The sequence below is a fragment of the Buttiauxella sp. B2 genome (genome assembly GCF_006376615.1).
Lineage (GTDB): Bacteria > Pseudomonadota > Gammaproteobacteria > Enterobacterales > Enterobacteriaceae > Buttiauxella.
This window is the reverse complement of sequence record NZ_VEXQ01000011.1, coordinates 82,785-101,597: the sequence shown is the minus strand read 5'-3', so window position 1 is coordinate 101,597 and position 18,813 is coordinate 82,785. Positions and strand designations below refer to the sequence as shown.

20 protein-coding genes are annotated in these 18,813 nt (G+C 50.0%); 18 read left to right on the top strand and 2 right to left on the bottom strand.

Annotated elements, in window-relative coordinates; all coding sequences use genetic code 11:
* Nucleotide 1 precedes the first annotated feature (1 nt).
* The 3 genes from ytfT (at nucleotide 2) to FH968_RS13895 (ending at nucleotide 3,748) form a co-directional block, all read left to right on the top strand.
* On the top strand, nucleotides 2-1,033 hold the full coding sequence (gene ytfT, locus FH968_RS13905) for a galactofuranose ABC transporter, ATP-binding protein YtfT (RefSeq protein WP_189389128.1): 1,032 nt from the start codon (nucleotides 2-4) through the stop codon (nucleotides 1,031-1,033).
* On the top strand, nucleotides 1,020-2,024 hold the full coding sequence (gene yjfF / locus FH968_RS13900) for a galactofuranose ABC transporter, permease protein YjfF (protein ID WP_139880421.1): 1,005 nt from the start codon (nucleotides 1,020-1,022) through the stop codon (nucleotides 2,022-2,024). Before ytfT ends, yjfF begins: the two co-directional genes overlap by 14 nt.
* A gap of 170 nt (nucleotides 2,025-2,194) precedes the next feature.
* Nucleotides 2,195-3,748 carry a methyl-accepting chemotaxis protein gene (locus FH968_RS13895; protein WP_139880420.1) on the top strand — a complete coding sequence of 518 codons (1,554 nt, stop codon included), beginning with the start codon at nucleotides 2,195-2,197 and terminating at the stop codon, nucleotides 3,746-3,748.
* A 41-nt stretch (nucleotides 3,749-3,789) separates the two neighbouring features.
* On the opposite strand, the gene fbp is transcribed toward FH968_RS13895, so the two are convergent.
* Nucleotides 3,790-4,788 (bottom strand): class 1 fructose-bisphosphatase, encoded by a 999-nt coding sequence (fbp, locus tag FH968_RS13890; RefSeq protein WP_139880419.1) that lies wholly within the window; start codon nucleotides 4,786-4,788, stop codon nucleotides 3,790-3,792.
* A 175-nt stretch (nucleotides 4,789-4,963) separates the two neighbouring features.
* Here fbp and mpl point away from each other — a divergent pair, with 175 nt between their 5' ends.
* Complete coding sequence (mpl, locus tag FH968_RS13885; protein WP_139880418.1) at nucleotides 4,964-6,334, top strand: UDP-N-acetylmuramate:L-alanyl-gamma-D-glutamyl-meso-diaminopimelate ligase; 1,371 nt, start codon at nucleotides 4,964-4,966, stop codon at nucleotides 6,332-6,334.
* Between the two features lie 66 nt (nucleotides 6,335-6,400).
* Here mpl and yjgA read toward each other — a convergent pair whose 3' ends face one another.
* Nucleotides 6,401-6,952 carry a ribosome biogenesis factor YjgA gene (gene yjgA / locus FH968_RS13880; RefSeq protein ID WP_139880417.1) on the bottom strand — a complete coding sequence of 184 codons (552 nt, stop codon included), beginning with the start codon at nucleotides 6,950-6,952 and terminating at the stop codon, nucleotides 6,401-6,403.
* A gap of 98 nt (nucleotides 6,953-7,050) precedes the next feature.
* On the opposite strand from yjgA, the gene pmbA reads away from it, so the two are divergent.
* From pmbA to FH968_RS13810, 14 genes are all read left to right on the top strand, one after another.
* A complete protein-coding gene (pmbA, locus tag FH968_RS13875) occupies nucleotides 7,051-8,403 on the top strand; it encodes a metalloprotease PmbA (RefSeq protein WP_139880416.1) in 1,353 nt (450 codons plus the stop codon).
* Nucleotides 8,404-8,460: 57 nt separating this feature from the next.
* The gene (cybC, locus tag FH968_RS13870; RefSeq protein ID WP_139880415.1) at nucleotides 8,461-8,847 is read left to right on the top strand and encodes a cytochrome b562; all 387 of its coding nucleotides are present in this window, start codon (nucleotides 8,461-8,463) and stop codon (nucleotides 8,845-8,847) included.
* 64 nt (nucleotides 8,848-8,911) lie between these two features.
* A complete protein-coding gene (locus FH968_RS13865; RefSeq protein WP_139880414.1) occupies nucleotides 8,912-9,493 on the top strand; it encodes a hypothetical protein in 582 nt (193 codons plus the stop codon).
* A gap of 439 nt (nucleotides 9,494-9,932) precedes the next feature.
* Complete coding sequence (locus FH968_RS13860) at nucleotides 9,933-10,946, top strand: TRAP transporter substrate-binding protein (protein ID WP_139880413.1); 1,014 nt, start codon at nucleotides 9,933-9,935, stop codon at nucleotides 10,944-10,946.
* A gap of 46 nt (nucleotides 10,947-10,992) precedes the next feature.
* Nucleotides 10,993-11,535 carry a TRAP transporter small permease gene (locus FH968_RS13855; RefSeq protein WP_139880412.1) on the top strand — a complete coding sequence of 181 codons (543 nt, stop codon included), beginning with the start codon at nucleotides 10,993-10,995 and terminating at the stop codon, nucleotides 11,533-11,535.
* A 12-nt stretch (nucleotides 11,536-11,547) separates the two neighbouring features.
* On the top strand, nucleotides 11,548-12,855 hold the full coding sequence (locus FH968_RS13850; protein WP_139880411.1) for a TRAP transporter large permease: 1,308 nt from the start codon (nucleotides 11,548-11,550) through the stop codon (nucleotides 12,853-12,855).
* Nucleotides 12,856-13,288: 433 nt separating this feature from the next.
* The gene (locus FH968_RS13845; RefSeq protein WP_139880410.1) at nucleotides 13,289-13,606 is read left to right on the top strand and encodes a glycine dehydrogenase; all 318 of its coding nucleotides are present in this window, start codon (nucleotides 13,289-13,291) and stop codon (nucleotides 13,604-13,606) included.
* A gap of 17 nt (nucleotides 13,607-13,623) precedes the next feature.
* A complete protein-coding gene (locus tag FH968_RS13840) occupies nucleotides 13,624-13,986 on the top strand; it encodes an SFCGS family glycine-rich protein (RefSeq protein WP_064540533.1) in 363 nt (120 codons plus the stop codon).
* Between the two features lie 2 nt (nucleotides 13,987-13,988).
* Complete coding sequence (locus tag FH968_RS13835) at nucleotides 13,989-14,285, top strand: DUF4312 family protein (protein WP_139880409.1); 297 nt, start codon at nucleotides 13,989-13,991, stop codon at nucleotides 14,283-14,285.
* A 24-nt stretch (nucleotides 14,286-14,309) separates the two neighbouring features.
* Nucleotides 14,310-15,086: a DUF4311 domain-containing protein gene (locus tag FH968_RS13830; protein ID WP_139880408.1), complete on the top strand. Its 777-nt coding sequence runs from the start codon at nucleotides 14,310-14,312 to the stop codon at nucleotides 15,084-15,086.
* An 11-nt stretch (nucleotides 15,087-15,097) separates the two neighbouring features.
* Nucleotides 15,098-15,739 (top strand): DUF4310 family protein, encoded by a 642-nt coding sequence (locus FH968_RS13825; RefSeq protein ID WP_139880407.1) that lies wholly within the window; start codon nucleotides 15,098-15,100, stop codon nucleotides 15,737-15,739.
* 57 nt (nucleotides 15,740-15,796) lie between these two features.
* On the top strand, nucleotides 15,797-16,930 hold the full coding sequence (locus FH968_RS13820) for an amidohydrolase/deacetylase family metallohydrolase (RefSeq protein WP_139880406.1): 1,134 nt from the start codon (nucleotides 15,797-15,799) through the stop codon (nucleotides 16,928-16,930).
* The gene (locus tag FH968_RS13815) at nucleotides 16,914-18,032 is read left to right on the top strand and encodes a DgaE family pyridoxal phosphate-dependent ammonia lyase (protein WP_139880405.1); all 1,119 of its coding nucleotides are present in this window, start codon (nucleotides 16,914-16,916) and stop codon (nucleotides 18,030-18,032) included. Before FH968_RS13820 ends, FH968_RS13815 begins: the two co-directional genes overlap by 17 nt.
* Nucleotides 18,029-18,769, top strand: coding sequence for a KDGP aldolase family protein (locus FH968_RS13810; protein ID WP_139880404.1), 741 nt, complete (start codon nucleotides 18,029-18,031; stop codon nucleotides 18,767-18,769). The genes FH968_RS13815 and FH968_RS13810 overlap by 4 nt, the downstream gene beginning before the upstream one ends.
* The last annotated feature ends 44 nt before the right edge of the window (nucleotides 18,770-18,813 follow it).

The following is an 18,813-nucleotide window of genomic DNA, read 5'->3' as shown; positions in this document are numbered from 1 at the left end:
CGTGATGCCTCGTTCATTGCCACAGACGGACGCCGAAAAGCCAAAACACAGTTTTCGCTGGCCGCCGGGCATACCGCAGCTGGTCGCATTAGTGCTGGTGCTGCTGGTCGACAGCCTGGTCGCCAGCCACTTCTTTGACATCGTTGTGCAGAATGGGCGTTTTTTTGGCAGCCCGATAGACATTCTTAACCGTGCAGCGCCGGTCGCATTATTGGCGATTGGTATGACGCTGGTGATTGCCACTGGTGGTATCGATCTTTCTGTTGGCGCAGTGATGGCGATTGCCGGAGCCACGGCGGCAACCTTAACCGTTGACGGGCACAGCCTGGCGGTGGTGATCCTGGCTTCGCTTGGCGTGGGGATTCTGGCGGGTTTGTGGAACGGTGTGCTGGTAGCAATCCTGAAAATTCAGCCATTTGTTGCAACGCTTATTCTGATGGTTGCCGGGCGCGGGGTGGCTCAGCTGATTACCGCCGGGCAAATCGTGACATTTGATTCACCTAAGCTTTCTTATCTTGGTAGCGGCTCGCTGTTCTTCTTCCCGACGCCAGTGATTATTGTGCTGGCAACGCTGCTAATCTTCTGGCTGTTCACCCGCAAAACGGCGCTTGGTCTGTTTATCGAATCGGTGGGGATTAATATTCGAGCGGCGAAGAATGCTGGAGTGAATACCCGCACCGTCGTGATGCTCACTTATGTGCTGAGCGGCCTGTGTGCCTCCATCGCCGGGATTATCGTCACCGCCGATATCCGTGGTGCTGATGCCAATAACGCCGGATTGTGGCTAGAATTGGACGCCATTCTGGCGGTTGTTATTGGCGGTGGCTCGCTGATGGGCGGGCGTTTTAACATCGCGCTTTCGATCATTGGCGCGCTAATTATCCAGGGAATGAACACCGGTATCCTGCTTTCCGGCTTCCCACCAGAACTTAACCAGGTGGTGAAAGCGGTGGTGGTGATGTGCGTGCTGATTGTTCAGTCTCCGCGTTTTATTGCTTTGCTCAAAGGACTCCGTCGCCATGATCAAACGTAACTTACCGTTGATGATTACCCTGGCGGTGTTTGTGCTGGGTTATCTGTACTGCCTGACGCAATTCCCTGGTTTTGCGTCAACGCGAGTGATTTGCAATATTCTGACTGATAACGCTTTTCTTGGGATTATCGCCGTCGGCATGACCTTTGTGATCCTTTCCGGTGGTATTGATCTTTCAGTCGGCTCAGTGATCGCATTTACTGGCGTATTTCTCGCTAAAGCGATTGGCTTTTGGGGATTATCGCCGCTTGTCGCTTTCCCGCTAGTCCTGGTAATGGGCTGTGCATTCGGGGCGTTTATGGGATTGCTTATCGACGCGCTAAAAATCCCTGCTTTTATCATCACGCTTGCTGGGATGTTCTTCCTGCGTGGGGTTAGCTATCTGGTTTCAGAAGAGTCTATTCCTATTGATCACCCGATTTACGACACGCTTTCAAACCTGGCCTGGCGAATTCCTGGCGGTGGGCGTTTAAGCGCGATGGGCTTGCTGATGTTAGCCGTCGTCGTTATCGGTATATTTCTGGCGCATCGAACGCGTTTTGGCAACCAGGTTTACGCAATTGGTGGCAACGCCATCTCGGCAAACCTGATGGGGATTTCAACGCGCAGCACCACCATCCGCATTTATATGCTTTCTACTGGGCTTGCCACACTCGCTGGAATTGTCTTTTCACTTTATACCTCAGCGGGTTATGCGTTGGCCGGAATGGGTGTTGAGTTAGACGCCATTGCCTCAGTGGTGATTGGCGGTACTCTGTTAAGTGGCGGCGTAGGAACCGTATTAGGTACGCTGTTTGGCGTGGCAATTCAGGGGCTTATCCAGACGTATATCAACTTTGACGGCACGCTCAGTTCCTGGTGGACGAAAATCGCCATCGGCATTTTGCTGTTTATCTTTATTGCCCTACAACGCGGCCTGACGGTGCTGTGGGAAAACCGCCAAAGCTCACCTGTGAAGCGGATTAGCGTAAGCAGCCCGTATCCAAAATAATTCGAGTTGCATTGAGGCGGTAAGAGAACGAGTCCCAATGAGCTGACTAAAGTAAGTGATTTGGGCGAGTGAACGTAGCCAACAAAGATGCGGCTCGAAGTATGAAGGATATAAATTTTTTCCGGTGGTGGCCGATAACTGATCCATCGTTCTGCCACCGGGAAAAGAGCATGTTGAGAAATTTGTCTATTCGCACGGGGCTGCTGACGTTATTAGCAGTCATGACCTTTCTGTTGTTATTTGTCAGCGGCATGGGCATTTACGCTCTGCAACAAAGCTCTACTTCACTCCAGAAAATCAACCGATTACAGGGCGAGCAGATGGTGCGCTTGTCTGATGGTTATGTTTCATTATTGCGCGCGCGTAACGGAGCAGGGCAGGCAGTTCGGCAGATGGAAATCGGCATGTTGGAAGACGCGGCAAAATCCGCCGATTACGTAGCCAGTGACGTCACTTCAGCGCAGCAGCAGCTCAAAGATTTTATCGACAGCGGCGTAGGTGATGAAGAGGGCAACCGACTCATTCAGAACTTATCGCAAAGCTATGCGGAATACCTCGCAAAAGGTATTAACCCGATGCTGGTCGCACTCACCAAACAAAGCCCCGATGATTATTACGATTTGCTTGAGCATGTGCTGATCCCACAGGCGCAGAAGTTTGATACTGATGTAGATATTATCAAACAGTGGGGCGAACAGCGCGGCAACAACGAAGTTGAAGCGGTGCAAAGACACAAAACTATCGTCCTGACTCTTATCATTATTGCAGCCTTGCTCACCGCAGGGATTATCGTGTTGGTGTGGCTGGCGCTGCGTCATTTATTGCTCAAACCGCTTAATCAGTCGATTGAACAACTGGAGTTTGTCGCCAAAGGTGATTTAACCCAGCCATTGCCACCTGCGGGCAATAACGAGTTTGGTCGCCTGGCCGCGGCAATTACCGTGATGCGTGATTCCCTGATGGAATCTGTGAGCCGCGTGCGTGATGCCAGCTCGCAAATTGACACTGGCAGCCGTGAACTGGCGGCGGGTAACCAGAATCTGGCGCAACGTACCGAATCGACCGCGACGTCGCTCGAACAAACTGCAGCCAGCATGGAACAGATTACTGCGACGGTAAAACAGAATGCCGATAACGCCGAACAGGCGCACAAATTAGCGAAAGACGTTTCTGATACTGCCGACCGTGGCAGCGAAATGGTGTGCTATGTAATTGAAAAAATGCGTGATATTTCCAGCAGTTCTGACCGCATTGCAGACATTCTTAGCGTTATCGACGGTATTGCCTTCCAAACCAATATTCTGGCGCTCAACGCCTCGGTAGAAGCGGCTCGTGCCGGTGAGCAAGGACGTGGGTTTGCTGTCGTTGCGGGTGAAGTTCGCACATTGGCCAGTCGCAGTGCAGATGCGGCAAAAGAGATCCGCACGCTGATTTCAGATTCGCAAAATCACGTTGGTGAAGGCCGGGAACTCGCGCAGCAAGCCGGTGAGACGATGGATGAAATCGCAGAAGAAGTCATGCGTATGACGCGTCTGGTGCGTGAAATCGCCAGCGCTTCAAATGAACAGAGTCACGGTATTGAGCAGGTGAATATTGCTGTTAGTCAGATGGACGAAGCCGCTCAGCAAAATGCGGCGTTGGTTCAAGAATCTACAGCGGCGACCCGTTCGCTCGAAGATCAGTCGCAACAACTCGTGGCGGCAATGGCAACGTTTCGCTGCTAGCCGTATAGCCTCTCCTTTTAAGGAGAGGCTATTTTAAAGTCTTAGGCGTCCGGATACTCACGGATAAAGCGTTCTACATCCTCAACCATATGTTCGTTACCGACAAAGAACGGACGGCGCTGGTGCAGGGTTTCTGGGATGATATCCAGAATACGTTCTTTACCGTCGCTGGCTTTGCCGCCTGCTTGTTCAGCCAGGAACGCCATCGGGTTACCTTCATACAGCAAACGCAGTTTCCCTTGCGGGTGGCTGGCAGTGCTTGGATAGAGATAAATGCCGCCTTTCAGCAGGTTGCGGTGGAAATCTGCAACCAGAGAGCCAATGTAGCGCGAAGTGTAAGGGCGCTGAGTGTTGGCATCTTCTTCCTGACAGAACTTAATGTACTTTTTCACACCGGTCGGGAAGCGGATGTAATTCCCTTCGTTGATGGAATAGGTATTGCCTTTTTCCGGGAAGCGCATACGTTCCTGGCACAGGCAGAATACACCAAGAGAGGGATCGTAGGTGAATGCATGCACGCCACAACCGGTGGTATAAACCAGCATGGTCGAAGAGCCGTAAACCACATAACCTGCTGCGACCTGACGGTTGCCAGGCTGAAGGAAATCAGCTTCGGTTACTGGCGTGCCTACCGGCGTAATACGACGGTAGATAGAGAAAATCGTACCCACTGACACGTTAACGTCGATGTTTGATGAGCCATCAAGCGGGTCCATCAGCACCACATACTTGGCATGTTCCGCGCCGTCGAAAATAACAATGTCATCTTCTTCTTCGGAAGCCACACCCGCCACAATCCCTCGGGCTTTCAGTGCTGCTTTCAGTTTTTCGTTTGCGAACAGGTCGAGCTTTTGCTGCACTTCGCCCTGAATGTTTTCAGCTCCGCTGGCACCTAAAATATCAACCAGACCTGCTTTGTTGATATCGCGGTGGATGATTTTTGCGCCGAGCTTTATTGCCGACAGCAATGCAGTCAGTTCACCGGTTGCGTGCGAGAACTCGTGCTGCTTTTCGACAATAAATTCACCTAACGTTTTCATAACACTTTCCCTGCAGTCAGTCAGTTGAGTAAAACGATTGCAACAATCCTAACAAAGATTCAAATAGTAGCGTACAGGTGAATCGCGCCAGCAAAATGCAGAATTAACTTAAATGCGATTTGCCAGCCTCCAACATACGGTTAGAATGTGCGCCAAATAATGAAAGGATAGTTTTATGCGCATTCATATTCTGGGTATTTGCGGCACCTTTATGGGCGGCCTGGCAATGCTGGCACGTTCACTCGGCCATGAAGTGACAGGCTCGGATGCCAACGTGTATCCACCAATGAGTACTCTGTTAGAAGAGCAGGGTATTGAGTTAATTCAAGGTTACGACCCAAGCCAGCTCGATTCTCAACCGGATCTGGTAATCATCGGTAACGCGATGACGCGTGGGAACCCATGTGTTGAAGCGGTGCTGGAGAAAAGCATCCCTTATATGTCTGGGCCGCAATGGCTGCATGATTTCGTACTGCGTGACCGTTGGGTGATTGCTGTGGCGGGGACGCATGGCAAAACCACCACTGCGGGTATGGCAACCTGGATTCTGGAAGCTTGCGGTTACAAGCCTGGTTTTGTGATCGGCGGTGTACCGGGTAACTTCGACGTTTCTGCGCGTTTGGGTGATAGCCCATTCTTCGTGATTGAAGCCGATGAATACGATTGTGCGTTCTTCGATAAGCGTTCCAAATTCGTGCATTACTGCCCGCGCACGCTGGTCCTCAATAACCTTGAGTTCGACCACGCGGATATTTTTGACGATCTGAAAGCGATTCAGAAACAGTTCCACCATCTGGTGCGCATCGTACCAGGGCAGGGGAAAATTATCTGGCCTGAAAACGACGCCAACATTAAACAAACTCTGGCGATGGGTTGCTGGAGTGAGCAAGAGCTGGTGGGTGAACAAGGCCACTGGCAGGCGAAGAAACTTAATCCGGATGCGTCCAACTGGGAAGTGTATCTGGATGGCGAGCGCGTGGGTGTTGTGCACTGGCAACTGGTTGGCGAACACAACATGCATAATGGCTTGATGGCAATTGCCGCCGCACGCCATGTAGGTGTGACACCTGCTGATGCAGCAAAATCACTGGATAGCTTTGTTAATGCTCGCCGTCGCCTTGAGCTGCGTGGCGAAGCGAATGGCGTGACGGTGTATGACGATTTTGCTCACCATCCAACGGCGATTCTGGCAACGCTTGCCGCATTGCGTGGCAAAGTTGGCGGTACAGCACGCATTCTTGCGGTACTTGAGCCACGCTCAAACACCATGAAAATGGGTCTGAGCAAAGATGACCTCGCGCCATCTTTAGGCCGAGCAGATGAAGTCTTCCTGCTTCAGCCTCCGCACATTCCATGGCAAGTAGTAGAAGTGGCAGAAGCGTGTATCCAGCCTGCGCACTGGAGTGCGGATGTCGATACGCTGGTTGATATGGTGGTAAAAACCGCACAACCAGGCGACCACATTCTGGTGATGAGCAACGGTGGTTTCGGTGGTATTCATCAGAAATTGCTGGATGCGTTGGAAAAGAAAGCTGCAAATCAGTAATCGGCTTTAAATCATTTTCACGCGGTAGGCACCAATAAAAATGCCCGCAGATTTGCGGGCATTTTTTTAGACCTGGTTTTCAGCCAGTTCGCGCAGATACGAGAATATCAGGCGATAAGATTTTGGCGGCTTGTTAGTCGCTTTTTCTTTTTGTGCATTGCGGATCAACACGCGTAACTGCTGACGATCGGCCTCAGGGTAAAGTCTTAACACTTCACTCATCGCATCATCACCTTCTTCAACCAAACGATCGCGCAGCGCTTCCAGTTTATGGAACAGTGCAACCTGCTGGTTGTGACGGTTTTTCAGTTTGTCGAGCGCCTGGCGGATAGGGTCCATGTCGCGCGAACGCATCATTTTGCCAATCAACTGCACCTGACGGCGGCGACCTTCTTTCTTGATCTTCTGCGCCAGATCGATTGCTGCACGCAAATCTTCATCAAGCGGGATTTTGTCGAGCGCGTTCTTGCCCAACTCCATCAGCTCCATACCCAGGCGTTTTAATTCCTCGGCATCACGCTTAATTTCGCTTTTACTGACCCAGATAATCTCATCATCTTCGTCTTCATTTTCGTTATCTGGTACGTCGTCGAGCCAGTCATCGGGCTGCTTAGTCATATTAGGCTCCTTAAAAAAAGTGGCTAATTCTACCAGTAAAGCCTGTTCACTGCGAAATTGTTCTGATCCTGTTAGACTTAAATCACTCACCTTACATTATGGCAGTAGCGATGAAAGTAAACACGCAAGTAGCACAACAACGTCAGGTTCTGGAACAAGCGGTATCTCAGGCGCTGGAATTAGCTTCCGCTCAGTCAGACGGCGCAGAAGTTGCCGTCAGTAAAACCACTGGTATCAGCGTAAGCACGCGATACGGTGAGGTGGAAAACGTCGAATTTAACAGCGATGGTGCACTAGGCATCACCGTCTATCATCAAAACCGTAAAGGTAGTGCATCCACGACCGATCTCAGCCCGGACGCCGTTGCGCGTACCGTTCAGGCTGCGCTGGATATTGCCCGTTACACATCCCCAGACCCGTTTGCCGGTGTGGCAGATAAAGAGTTGCTGGCCTTCGAAGCACCAGATTTGGATCTTTTCCACCCGACTGAAATGGACGCCGATCGCGCTATTGAGCTGGCCGCTCGCGCTGAAAATGCGTCGTTGAATGTGGATAAGCGCATCAACAATACCGAAGGTGGCAGCTTTAACAGCCACTACGGTATTAAAGTTTTCGGTAACAGCAATGGCATGCTGCAAAGCTATTGTTCAACGCGCCACTCGCTTTCAAGCTGCGTGATTGCAGAAGTGAACGGTGAAATGGAGCGTGATTACGCGTACACCATTGGCCGCGCGATGGAAGACCTGGATAGCCCGGAGTCTGTGGGTATCGAGTGTGCACGCCGCACGCTTGCACGCCTGTCGCCACGTAAACTTTCTACTATGAAAGCGCCGGTTATCTTTGCAGCCGAAGCGGCAACTGGCCTGTTCGGGCACTTGGTTGGCGCGATTGCGGGTGGTTCTGTTTACCGTAAATCGACTTTCCTGCTCGATTCTCTGGGCACGCAAATTTTACCTGAATGGCTAACAATTGAAGAACATCCGCATTTACTCAAAGGGTTAGCTTCTACACCATTTGATAGCGAAGGTGTGCGTACAGAACGCCGTGACATTATTAAAGATGGCATCTTGCAACAATGGCTGCTGACTAACTATTCAGCACGCAAACTGGGCCTGAAAAGCACCGGTCATGCGGGCGGTATCCACAATTGGCGCATCGAAGGGCGCGGTCTGGACTTCGACGGCATGCTTAAAGAGATGGGCACCGGTCTGGTTGTGACAGAGCTGATGGGGCAAGGCGTGAGCGGCATTACGGGCGATTATTCACGCGGTGCATCTGGCTTCTGGGTTGAGAACGGTGAAATTCAGTATCCGGTGAGTGAAATCACCATCGCCGGTAACTTAAAAGATATGTGGCGTGAAATTGTCACAGTGGGCAGTGATATTGAGAAGCGTAGTAATATTCAGTGTGGTTCAGTGCTGTTACCGGAGATGAAGATCGCCGGTCAGTAGAACGGTAATGGGCGCGTCCTGCAGCGCCCTTCTTCGACATAATAAAAAGGTGATGTAATGCGTAAGCAACTAATTGCAATGTTGGCAGTATCATCTGTGTTATTCACAGGTGCTGTAATGGCAAAAGAAGTTGGCGATGATATGGATACCATCGCTGAGAATTACAAAACCGTGTTAAGTACTGACAACGCGGCTGAGTTAAAAACCTCGCTAAACAACATGCGCACCGCAGCACTGGACGCGCAAAAAGGCGCTCCAGCTAAGCTTGAAAACGAAGCAGCAGACAGCGCAAAAATGAAAGATTATCGCCACGGCCTTGAGTTGCTGGTAGGGCAAATTGACGGTGCGCTGAAACTTGCCAATGAAGGTAAAGTAAAAGAAGCACAGGCGGCGGCAGAAGAGTTTAAAACCACTCGCAATGCCTACCATAAAAAATACCGCTAAGCTGATACTAGCTCTGCCTTCAGGGCTTGTGTATTTTCATTTAATTTATAAGGACATCTGATTTATGAAACCAATTCATACGATTATCAAAAGTGCCGCTACCGTTTCGCTGCTTGCGTTCAGTGTTTTTGCCGCAAACGCCGCGCTGCTGCCAATTTCCGGTGATTTTCAGGCCGATCACTTTTCCGCAAAAGTGGTTTCAGTTGATCAAAAAAACCATGTTGTGGTGCTGGAAGGAACTGAAGGGAATAAAGTGTCACTCAACGTTCCTGAAGACGCTGGTACGCTGACCAATTTGAAAGCGGGTGATATTGTCGACACCACTGTTACGCGCTCCGTAGCCGTTGCTCTTGATACGAATATTGATAAATCCGCACCGACTGCATCGTCTACCAAAGGTATCGAGAAAGCCACTCCAGCAGACCGCGAGCATGAAGCTTTCCGCCAGGTAAACGTTCAGCTCAAAATCAAACACATTGATCTGAAAAATAACGAAATTACGTTTGAAGGCCCTAAAGGCCAGCAGAAGACAATCACTGTTGTTGACCCGGATGTTCAGGCTCGTTTGAAAGATCTGAAAGTAAACCAAAGTGTACGTGTGACTTATACCGATTCTATTCAAATCAAGGCTAACGCCGCTAAGTAATCCCTTCCAATGCTTTTCCCCCTTTCTGCTCTGCGGGAAAGGGGGAATTCGTTCCAAACCTGTCACTGGGCTTTGTATCCGCTTTTATATTTGCTGCAGTTTAAAATTAACACCGCATGCACGAGCGTAACGCATGAGAGTTTCATACTTCATTTCCTCCAGTCGGCGAAAGGCTAAATCTACCTCACCTCTGCACGATTGCCATAAAGCACTCTAAAATTGCAATGTCATCACGGCTTGTGAGTTTTCCTTTCTAATAAACCTGTCAGAAATTGTAAGTTTTCTATCCAGGATTTTCTGTAATTTGAGATCTCAATTACAAAGTGAATCAAAATTTCTTATTAATTAAAATAATGTTTCATTTTTAATTCATTCAGTGAGTAAATGCATCAAAACGTACTAGTGCCACACAGAGATTATGGATAAGGGAGTCATAAGGATGCTGCATTTGAAACAGGTTTTGCCAAAAATTTCGCTGGTTGCTAACGCTGTTGCGGCAACGATTTTACTGAGCGGATGTGGCGATGACGAAGCTCCAACAGGGGCTGTAACGCTGAAAACAGCGTTTAACCAATCTGAAAATAACCCACAATACAAAGCATTAGTCTCATTCAGCGATAAGCTGGAATCAGCGACAGATGGCCGCTACAAATTAGAAATCCATCCTAACGAGCTGTTGGGTGACCAGCGTGCATCGCTGGAACTGGTTCAGTCCGGTGCAATTCAAATGGCGGTTGTCGCAAACCCATTGGTTGAAAACTTTAATAAGAACTTCTCTGTGCTGGCAATGCCGTATGTGTACGACAACCCAGAGCACCAGCGCAAAGTGTTTACTTCCGGTGTGCTGGACAGTTTGTTTGCTTCTACTAAAGGCACCGGTTTTGAAGTCGTCACCGCGTATACAGCCGGTGCGCGCAGCATTTACACCAAAGGTGCCGCTGTCACCAGCCCAGAAAATATGAAGGGCAAGAAAATTCGTGTCATGCAGTCCGACACCATGATTAAAATGTTGGATTGCATGGGGGGAACCGGTGTCCCAATGGGGCAAGGTGAGGTCTATTCCGCAATTCAGCAGGGCGTTCTGGACGGCGCTGAAAACAACGAAATTACCTACGCTGACCTCAAGCAATACGAAGTTGCACCTTACTTCTCTACAACCCGCCACGTGATGGTAGCGGACCTGTTAGTGGCTAACGAAAGTTTCCTCGCCAAAATGACGGATAGCGACCGAGACCTGTTCCGTAAACTGGCCAAAGAGAGCACCCAAACCCAGTTTGAACTGTGGGATCAGGCGCTTGATGGTGCACGCAAGGTTGCAAAAGATAACGGTGCAGTCTTCACGGATGTGGATATCAAACCTTTCCAGGAACGTTGCAAGCCGCTGCAATCTGCCATGTTAACCACACCTGAACAAAAAACGTTGTACGAAAAAATTCGTGAGTTGGCCGAGTAATACGGCTTAGAAGTCAGGGGGCTTTCTGGCCCCCAGTGGAGATTTTATGAAAAGTTCTCAGTCTGTCCCCTCCGCCGCCGTGTCCAAATCTGATTTTTATTCGTACATCACACGAGTAAAACAGGCCGTCGATAAAGTTGCGTCTTTGCTATGTATTCTGCTTGTGGGTTTAATGACTTTGCTGGTCACCTGGCAGGTTGCTTCCCGTTATTTGTTTAATAGCCCAAGTGCGGTCAGTGAAGTGCTGGCGCGTTATTTATTTATCTGGCTGGTACTTATTGGCGGGGCTTATGTCTTCGGCCTACGCGAGCATATGGCTATTACGTTTATGCGCGATAAGTTGCCGCGAAAAATATGCCTGTCGCTTGAGATAGTCGGCGAACTTGCCACCTCAATATTTGCATTACTGGTACTGACCTTCGGGGGTTATATCGGTATGAGCCGCCAGATGGCGCAGCTTGATTCTGCATTACAAATTCCAATCGGCATTATCTACATTGCTATTCCATTGAGCGGTGCAATGACGCTGTTCTATTGCCTGTATAACCAATATGGGCTGTTCAGAAAATTTTCTTCGAAACAAGATTGATTAGGTGTCGACATGGATATTGCGATTATTGTTGCCTTAGTAATGTTTAGCGGAGTTCTGTTCCTGTTATTGGCCGGAGCGCCAATCAGTATCAGCATCGGGATTTCGTCTTTCGCTGCAATGTTACTTATTTTACCGTTTGATAGTGCGATATTAACTTCCGCACAGCGCGTTTTTGTCGGCCTTGATTCCTTTGCGTTACTCGCCATTCCTTTCTTTATTCTGGCGGGGAATTTAATGAATAATGGTGGAATAGCCATTCGTTTAATTAACTGCGCGAAGATGGTCAGTAATTTCCTGCCAGGTCCATTGGCCCAGACTAACGTGGTTGCCAATATGCTGTTTGGCTCCATCAGTGGTTCAGGCGTGGCTTCTGCTGCCGCTGTCGGCGGGATTATGTCGCCAATTCAGAAAAAAGAGCAGTACGACCCGGCGTTTAGCGCAGCGGTTAACATTGCTTCGGCACCTACGGGTATGCTGATTCCACCGAGCAACTCACTGATTGTTTACGCAACCGTAGCAGGCAGCGTTTCTATCTCTGCGCTGTTTATGGCGGGTTACGTTCCCGGTATTTTGTGGGGTCTGGGCGTTATGCTGGTGGCCGGTTTTATTGCTAAACGTCGCGGTTATGTTTCTGACCGCTCAGCCAATAAAGGCCAGACCTTACGTATTCTGTTTGATGCGATTCCAAGCTTGATGATGATTGTCGTGGTTATTGGCGGCATTCTGGGTGGGATATTCACAGCAACAGAAGCATCGGCAATCGCGGTGGTTTATTCCCTGGTGCTCGGCATTATTTATCGCAATATCAAAGCAGAAGATATTCCGAAAATCTTCCTGGCAACCGCCAAAATGACGGCCATTGTTATTTTCATGCTAGCCGCTTCGTCCATCATGTCCTGGGTAATGGCATTCACCAAAATACCTGCGCTGATTGCTTCTGGCTTACTTTCCGCGACAGATAACTTCATTGTTATTTTGCTGATTATGAACCTGGTGTTGTTGTTGGTCGGAACGTTTATGGACCCCACTCCAGCGGTATTAATATTCACCCCAATCTTCCTGCCAATTTGCATGCAGTTTGGTATGGACCCGGTGCATTTCGGTATCATGATGGTGTTTAACTTGTCGCTGGGGACGATTACGCCACCGGTTGGCCCTATCTTATTTACCGGCTGTAAAGTCGGCGATATTAAGATAGAACGGGTAATAAAACCGCTGTTGCCCTTCTTTGCGGTGATTGCGATTGTTTTGATGTTGGTGACTTACTTACCTGCAGTCTCTATGGCGCTGCCACAAAGCATGGGGCTGGTGAAATAAGACAGACTGATTTGAAGGTCACCTTTTTTCTGTATTGTGTCGGGTTGCGCGATGCTTACCCGACCTACAAAAGCCGAACTGATTTGTAGGGTGGATTAGCGCAAGCGACATCCACCATAGCCCTCACCTTGAAGACCGTTTTCGTAACCCCACCATAAGCCTTTCCAATATTTCCCCCAAAACATTCCTCAAATCACACTTTCGATCAAAAACTATCACTGTAGTTAATGATTTCGGCCTCCTTAATCCGTGACAGTAATCACATTAAACTAGCGAATTATCATGATTCAGCCCTTTTTTGTGGTGCATATCACTCTTGCCTCTGGGATTTCCGCTTCAAAGTGGAAAACAACTCGCTACAAACCTTCATCCCCTCCCGATACCTTAAAAGCCTGACAGCGAAGAGGTACGTAGTGTGAATAACGGAGCGGTAATGGTTAATGAAGCCGGGAGTACCGAGGCTGCACAGCTCACAGAACGAGTGCTGGCGTTTATCAATGCGCTGCTAAAGACCAGAAACATCACGCCGAATGCGGTGCAAGAACAGATGCTGACTTCCCACGTTCGCGCCATGGCTCATCGGTCACTGACCGGTGAACCGTTGCCAGAAGTTGAAGAGAGTCTGTTCGAGGAAATCTCTGATGATTCTCTGGAGATGGCAAAAGAAGTCGTGGAGCAGTTTGGCAATTTGCCGGTTGAAGAGGCGTGGTTGTTATCAGTGCATTTTGAAGTCGCGAAAGACAATCTTTAAATAATCAGGAGATTCAGATGGAACAAATTACCGTAGTTATTGGCGACCGTTTGGGTAAAGGCCAGAAAGTGGCCGCAGGGATTGAAAAAGCGGGTGGTCGCGCCGTGGTTATTGCAGGCGTTGCCGCTGATATGAAACTGGGCGATGTGATGAAAGCAGAAAATGCCACCTTTGGTATTTCTTTCTGCGGAAGCGGCGGTGCGGGTGCCATTACTGCACAAACCAAACACGGCTATAAAGCCAAGTACGGCATGCGTTCAGTGGAAGAAGGTGTTACTGCAATTAACGAAGGTAACAATGTTCTGGGCTTCGGCTTTATGGACAAAGAAGAGCTGGGCGAGCGTCTGGTGCAGGCCTGGGCCAAGAAGTACGGAAAGTGAGTATGAAAGAACACTTCTCAGAAACGGTGAGAGTGAAGGGGCGTGGCGATACCAAAGCCAAAGCATTTTCTGACGCCCTGAATCATGTTCAGGGCTCGGTTCTGAAATCTTCTCCCCACATTTTACTGCGTATCGAGCCACAGGATGTGCAGGTCATTCAGGCTCGAGTCCAGGTAAAGAAAGAGGCATTTTTGTTCTTCTTTCTGAAGCGCGAAAAGCGAATGTTCAGCGTAGAGCTGGATGTTAGCGTCAACGTTACAGCCATCAATATGGACAAAATAGACTTCATCGCATCTTAAAAATCACACAGAAAGGACAGACAGATGTTCTTAATTATACTAATAAAATCGCTAATAATCGGGGGGCTCGTCGGTGTAGGTGTTGGCGCCGGGGCTGCACGTATGTTTCACGCGCCAACCACTCAAGGGATGGGCGCTTTCCGTACACTGGGTGAGCTGAACTCCTGCGAAGGGGATCCTGCTTCACACTTCTCCTTTGGACTTGGTTTCTTCTTCAACGCCTGGGCCTCCTCGGTTGCAGCGGGTGCTTTTACCCAGGACGTTGACCACCGCATTATCCCAAACTGGGGTGCTGCCGCGTTGATGGTGAAAAACCGTAATGTGGCTGAAACCCTGCATGACCCAAGAAAGATGGCCATCGCTTGTGGTGTCATCGGCATGATTGTTGTTGCCTTCCTTAACTCCACTGCTTCCGCTGTTCCGGCAGCATTACAGGTTACCGCGGTAAAAGTTCTGGTTCCTGCCGCTAACTTGCTGGTTAACACAGTGATGCCGGTTATTTTCTGGCTGGCGGCGATTGATGCCGGTAAGAAATCAGGCTTCTGGGCCACGATTTTCGGTGGCTGCGCACAACTGATTATGGGTAACGCAGTACCTGGTTTGGTGCTCGGTATCCTGATTGGTAAAGGTGTGGAAGAAAGTGGCTGGAACCGTGTCACGAAAGTGATGATGGCCGCCATTATCGCGCTGTTTGTGCTGAGCGCCTTCTTCCGTGGCTTCGATATGAAAATGATCGAATCCTTCCATCTGACCGTGCCGAATTGGCTGGATCTGATTCATAACTCGCTGAGCGGAAAATAACGGAGCCTGTGATGGAAGAGAATAAAGGTTTTTGGTACGCCGACTGGTCATTCCCGATTTTTGTTGGCCTGCTTTCTTCCGGCGTATTCGCTGGGACACACATGTACTACCTGTACGGCATTGGTGCGTTTAACGAAGTGGCTTTTGTTTCCATGTTGCGTGCCGGGATGGATACCGGAGTTTACGGGGCAGTCGCGGCGTTTGGTGCCAGCTTCCTGTTTGCGCGCATCATTGAAGGCTCGCTGGTCGGGATTCTGGATATCGGTGGTGCGATTCAAACCGGCGTAGGGCTTGGTGTTCCGGCGCTGCTGCTGGGTGCTGGCTATGTCTTCCCGGTGGCGAACTTTGCAGCTTCCTTGGCTACCGGCCTGGTGATTGGCGTGGCGATTGGCTACCTGATAATCCTGGCGCGTAAATTCACCATCAACCAGAGCGACTCCACTTACGGTGCAGACGTAATGATGGGCGCGGGTAACGCATCGGGCCGGTTCCTTGGGCCGTTGATTATCCTGAGCGCCATGACCGCTTCCATTCCGATTGGTATCGGCTCGCTGATTGGTTCGCTGCTGTTTTACCTGTGGAACAAACCGATTACTGGTGGCGCAATTCTTGGCGCAATGATCTTTGGGGCATTCTTCCCGATTGCTCTGTAGCACGGATGGGTGGAAAGCTTCGCGCTTCTCCACCCTCTGTCCCTGAAGGAGAAAAACATGTTCGACTTAATCCTGCGCAACGCATGTCTGGTGGACGAAACGGTTATCGATATCGCGCTGAAAGACGGAAAAATTGCCGCGTTGGGTGAAGTAACCGGCGAGGCAAAAGAAGAACGCCAGCTTAATGGCGAATACTATGTAAGCGCAGGCTGGATTGATTCTCACGTTCACTGTTACCAAAAATCCCCGATTTATCATGATGAGCCTGACAGCATCGGCATCAATACGGGCGTGACAACCGTGGTGGATGCCGGAAGCACTGGCGCTGACGACATTGACGAGTTTTACGAGATAACTCGCAAAGCCAGAACAGATGTTTACGCGTTACTGAACATCTCTCGCGTTGGGCTGATTGCACAGAATGAACTGTCTGATATGGCAAATATCGACAAAGCCGCGGTGTCCGGCGCTATAAAGCGCCACCCAGGCTTTATCGTCGGCATTAAAGCGCGTATGAGCAGCAGCGTTGTAGGTGCCAACGGTATTAAACCGCTGGAAAGTGCCAAAGAAATCCAGCGTGAAAACGGTGAGTTACCGCTGATGGTTCACATCGGCAACAACCCGCCTGACCTTGACGAGATTGCCGATTTACTGACGAGCGGCGACATTATTACCCACTGCTATAACGGTAAACCGAACCGCATTCTTACGCCAGGCGGTGAATTACGAGCGTCGATTTCCAATGCTATTGCTCGTGGCGTGCGTCTTGATGTCGGCCACGGTAGCGCTAGTTTCAGTTTTGACGTGGCGAAAGTCGCTATCAGTCAGGGTATTTTACCTCACACCATCAGCTCCGATATTTATTGCCGTAACCGCATAAATGGCCCGGTTCACAGTCTTGGTGCGGTGATGTCCAAATTCCTGTCGATTGGCATGTCTATGCCACAAGTGATTGATTGCGTTACTGAGCAAGCAGCCGATGGCTTGCGTCTGGCAAATAAAGGACGTTTGTCCGTTGGCCTTGACGGTGACCTGACCATTTTTGCTTTGCGCCAACAGCCGACAGTATTTACCGATTCAGAACTTCAGACGCTCACGGGTGAGCAGTTGCTGGTCGCGCTCGCCGCGGTTCGTGCCGGGAAGTGGTTTACAACCGAACAAGGGAAAGAAGAACATGCCTTCGATTTATGAAAAATACAATTTAAAACAAGTGATTAACGCTTCTGGTCGCATGACGGCGCTTGGTGTTTCTACCCCCCGCCCGGAAGTGGTTGAAGCCGTGACGACCGGAATGAATCATTACTTTGAAATGAAAGACCTGGTGAACAAAACCGGGGAATACATTGCAAAACTGCTGGACGTTGAAGCGGCGACTGTAGTGTCTTGTGCATCTTCTGGCATCGCACAATCGGTGGCTGCGGTGCTGGTAAAAGATAACGCCTGGCTGATTGAAAACCTTCACGCCGCCCCGCTTGAGAACAACGAAATCGTGTTGCCGAAAGGCCATAACGTGAACTTTGGCGCGCCGGTTGGCACCATGGTGAATCTCGGTGGCGGTAAAGTCGTGGAAGCCGGTTACGCCAACGAATGTTCAGCAGACCAATTGGCTGCGGCGATTTCCCCACGTACCGCCGCCATTTTGTATATCAAATCGCACCACTCGGTACAGAAAAGCATGCTCAGTGTCGAGCAGGCTGTAGTGGTCGCGCGGAAACATAATTTACCGCTGATTGTGGATGCTGCGGCTGAAGAAGATTTGCAGTGCTACTACCGTGCAGGCGCGGAACTGGTGATTTACAGTGGCGCAAAAGCCATTGAAGGGCCAACCAGCGGGCTGGTAATAGGTAAAGAGCAGTACGTCGAGTGGGTGAAACTACAAACCGGCGGCATTGGCCGTGCGATGAAAGTGGGTAAAGAGGGCATTCTTGGGCTGACTTGTGCTATCGAACACTACCTTACTGCGGCGAAAGAAAGCGGTGCTCAGATGGCCGAAAAAATGGCACCGTTTATCACCAGCCTGAACACGCTTGATGGCGTGAGCGCCCGTGTAGTGTGGGATGCCGCAGGTCGTGACATCGCCCGTAGTGAAATCAAATTCGACGAAGCGATTATTGGTATCAGCACGGGCGAGTTGGTCAGCGCCCTAAAACAAGGCGAATACGCAATTTACTTCCGTGGCTATAAGGCCAACGAAGGGATTATCGAAGCCGATGTGCGCAGTGTAAGCCCAGAACAACTCGACATTATTTACCGCTGCATTAAAGCAAACACCTGCAAGGAGCAACAGGCATGAAACTGACCCCCAATTTTTACCGTGACCGTGTGTGCCTGAATGTGCTGGCGGGCTCCAAACAGAATGCCAAAGAGATTTATGAAGCAGCGGAAGGCCATGTGCTGGTTGGTGTGCTGTCAAAAAACTATCCCGATGTTGCCAGCGCGGTGGCGGATATGCGCGAGTATGCCGCGTTAATTGATAACGCGCTGTCTGTGGGTTTGGGGGCGGGCGATCCGAACCAGTCAGCGATGGTTAGCGAAATCTCGGCCCAGGTGCAGCCACAGCATGTAAATCAGGTATTTACGGGTGTTGGCACAAGCCGCGCGTTACTTGGGCAAAAAGATACAGTGGTGAATGGCCTCGTTTCCCCTACAGGGATGGTGGGGATGGTGAAAATCTCTACCGGGCCATTGAGTTCTGGCGCACCAGATGGCATCGTGCCGGTCGAAACTGCGGTCAAGTTGCTGAAAGATATGGGCGGTAGCTCAATCAAATACTTCCCGATGGGCGGCTTGAAATGCCAGGACGAATTCCGTGCGGTCGCACTTGCTTGCGCGAAACACGATTTCTGGCTTGAACCAACCGGCGGGATCGACCTGGAAAACTACGAAGACATTCTGAAGATCGCTCTGGACGCTGGAGTAAGCAAAGTCATTCCGCACATTTATAGCTCGATTATTGATCCAGCGAGCGGCAATACGCGTCCGGAAGATGTGCGTATTTTGCTGGATATGACGAAGAAGTTGGTTGGTTGAAATAACCCTCACCCCGATCTTCTCCTGGATAGAGGGGTTGGGTG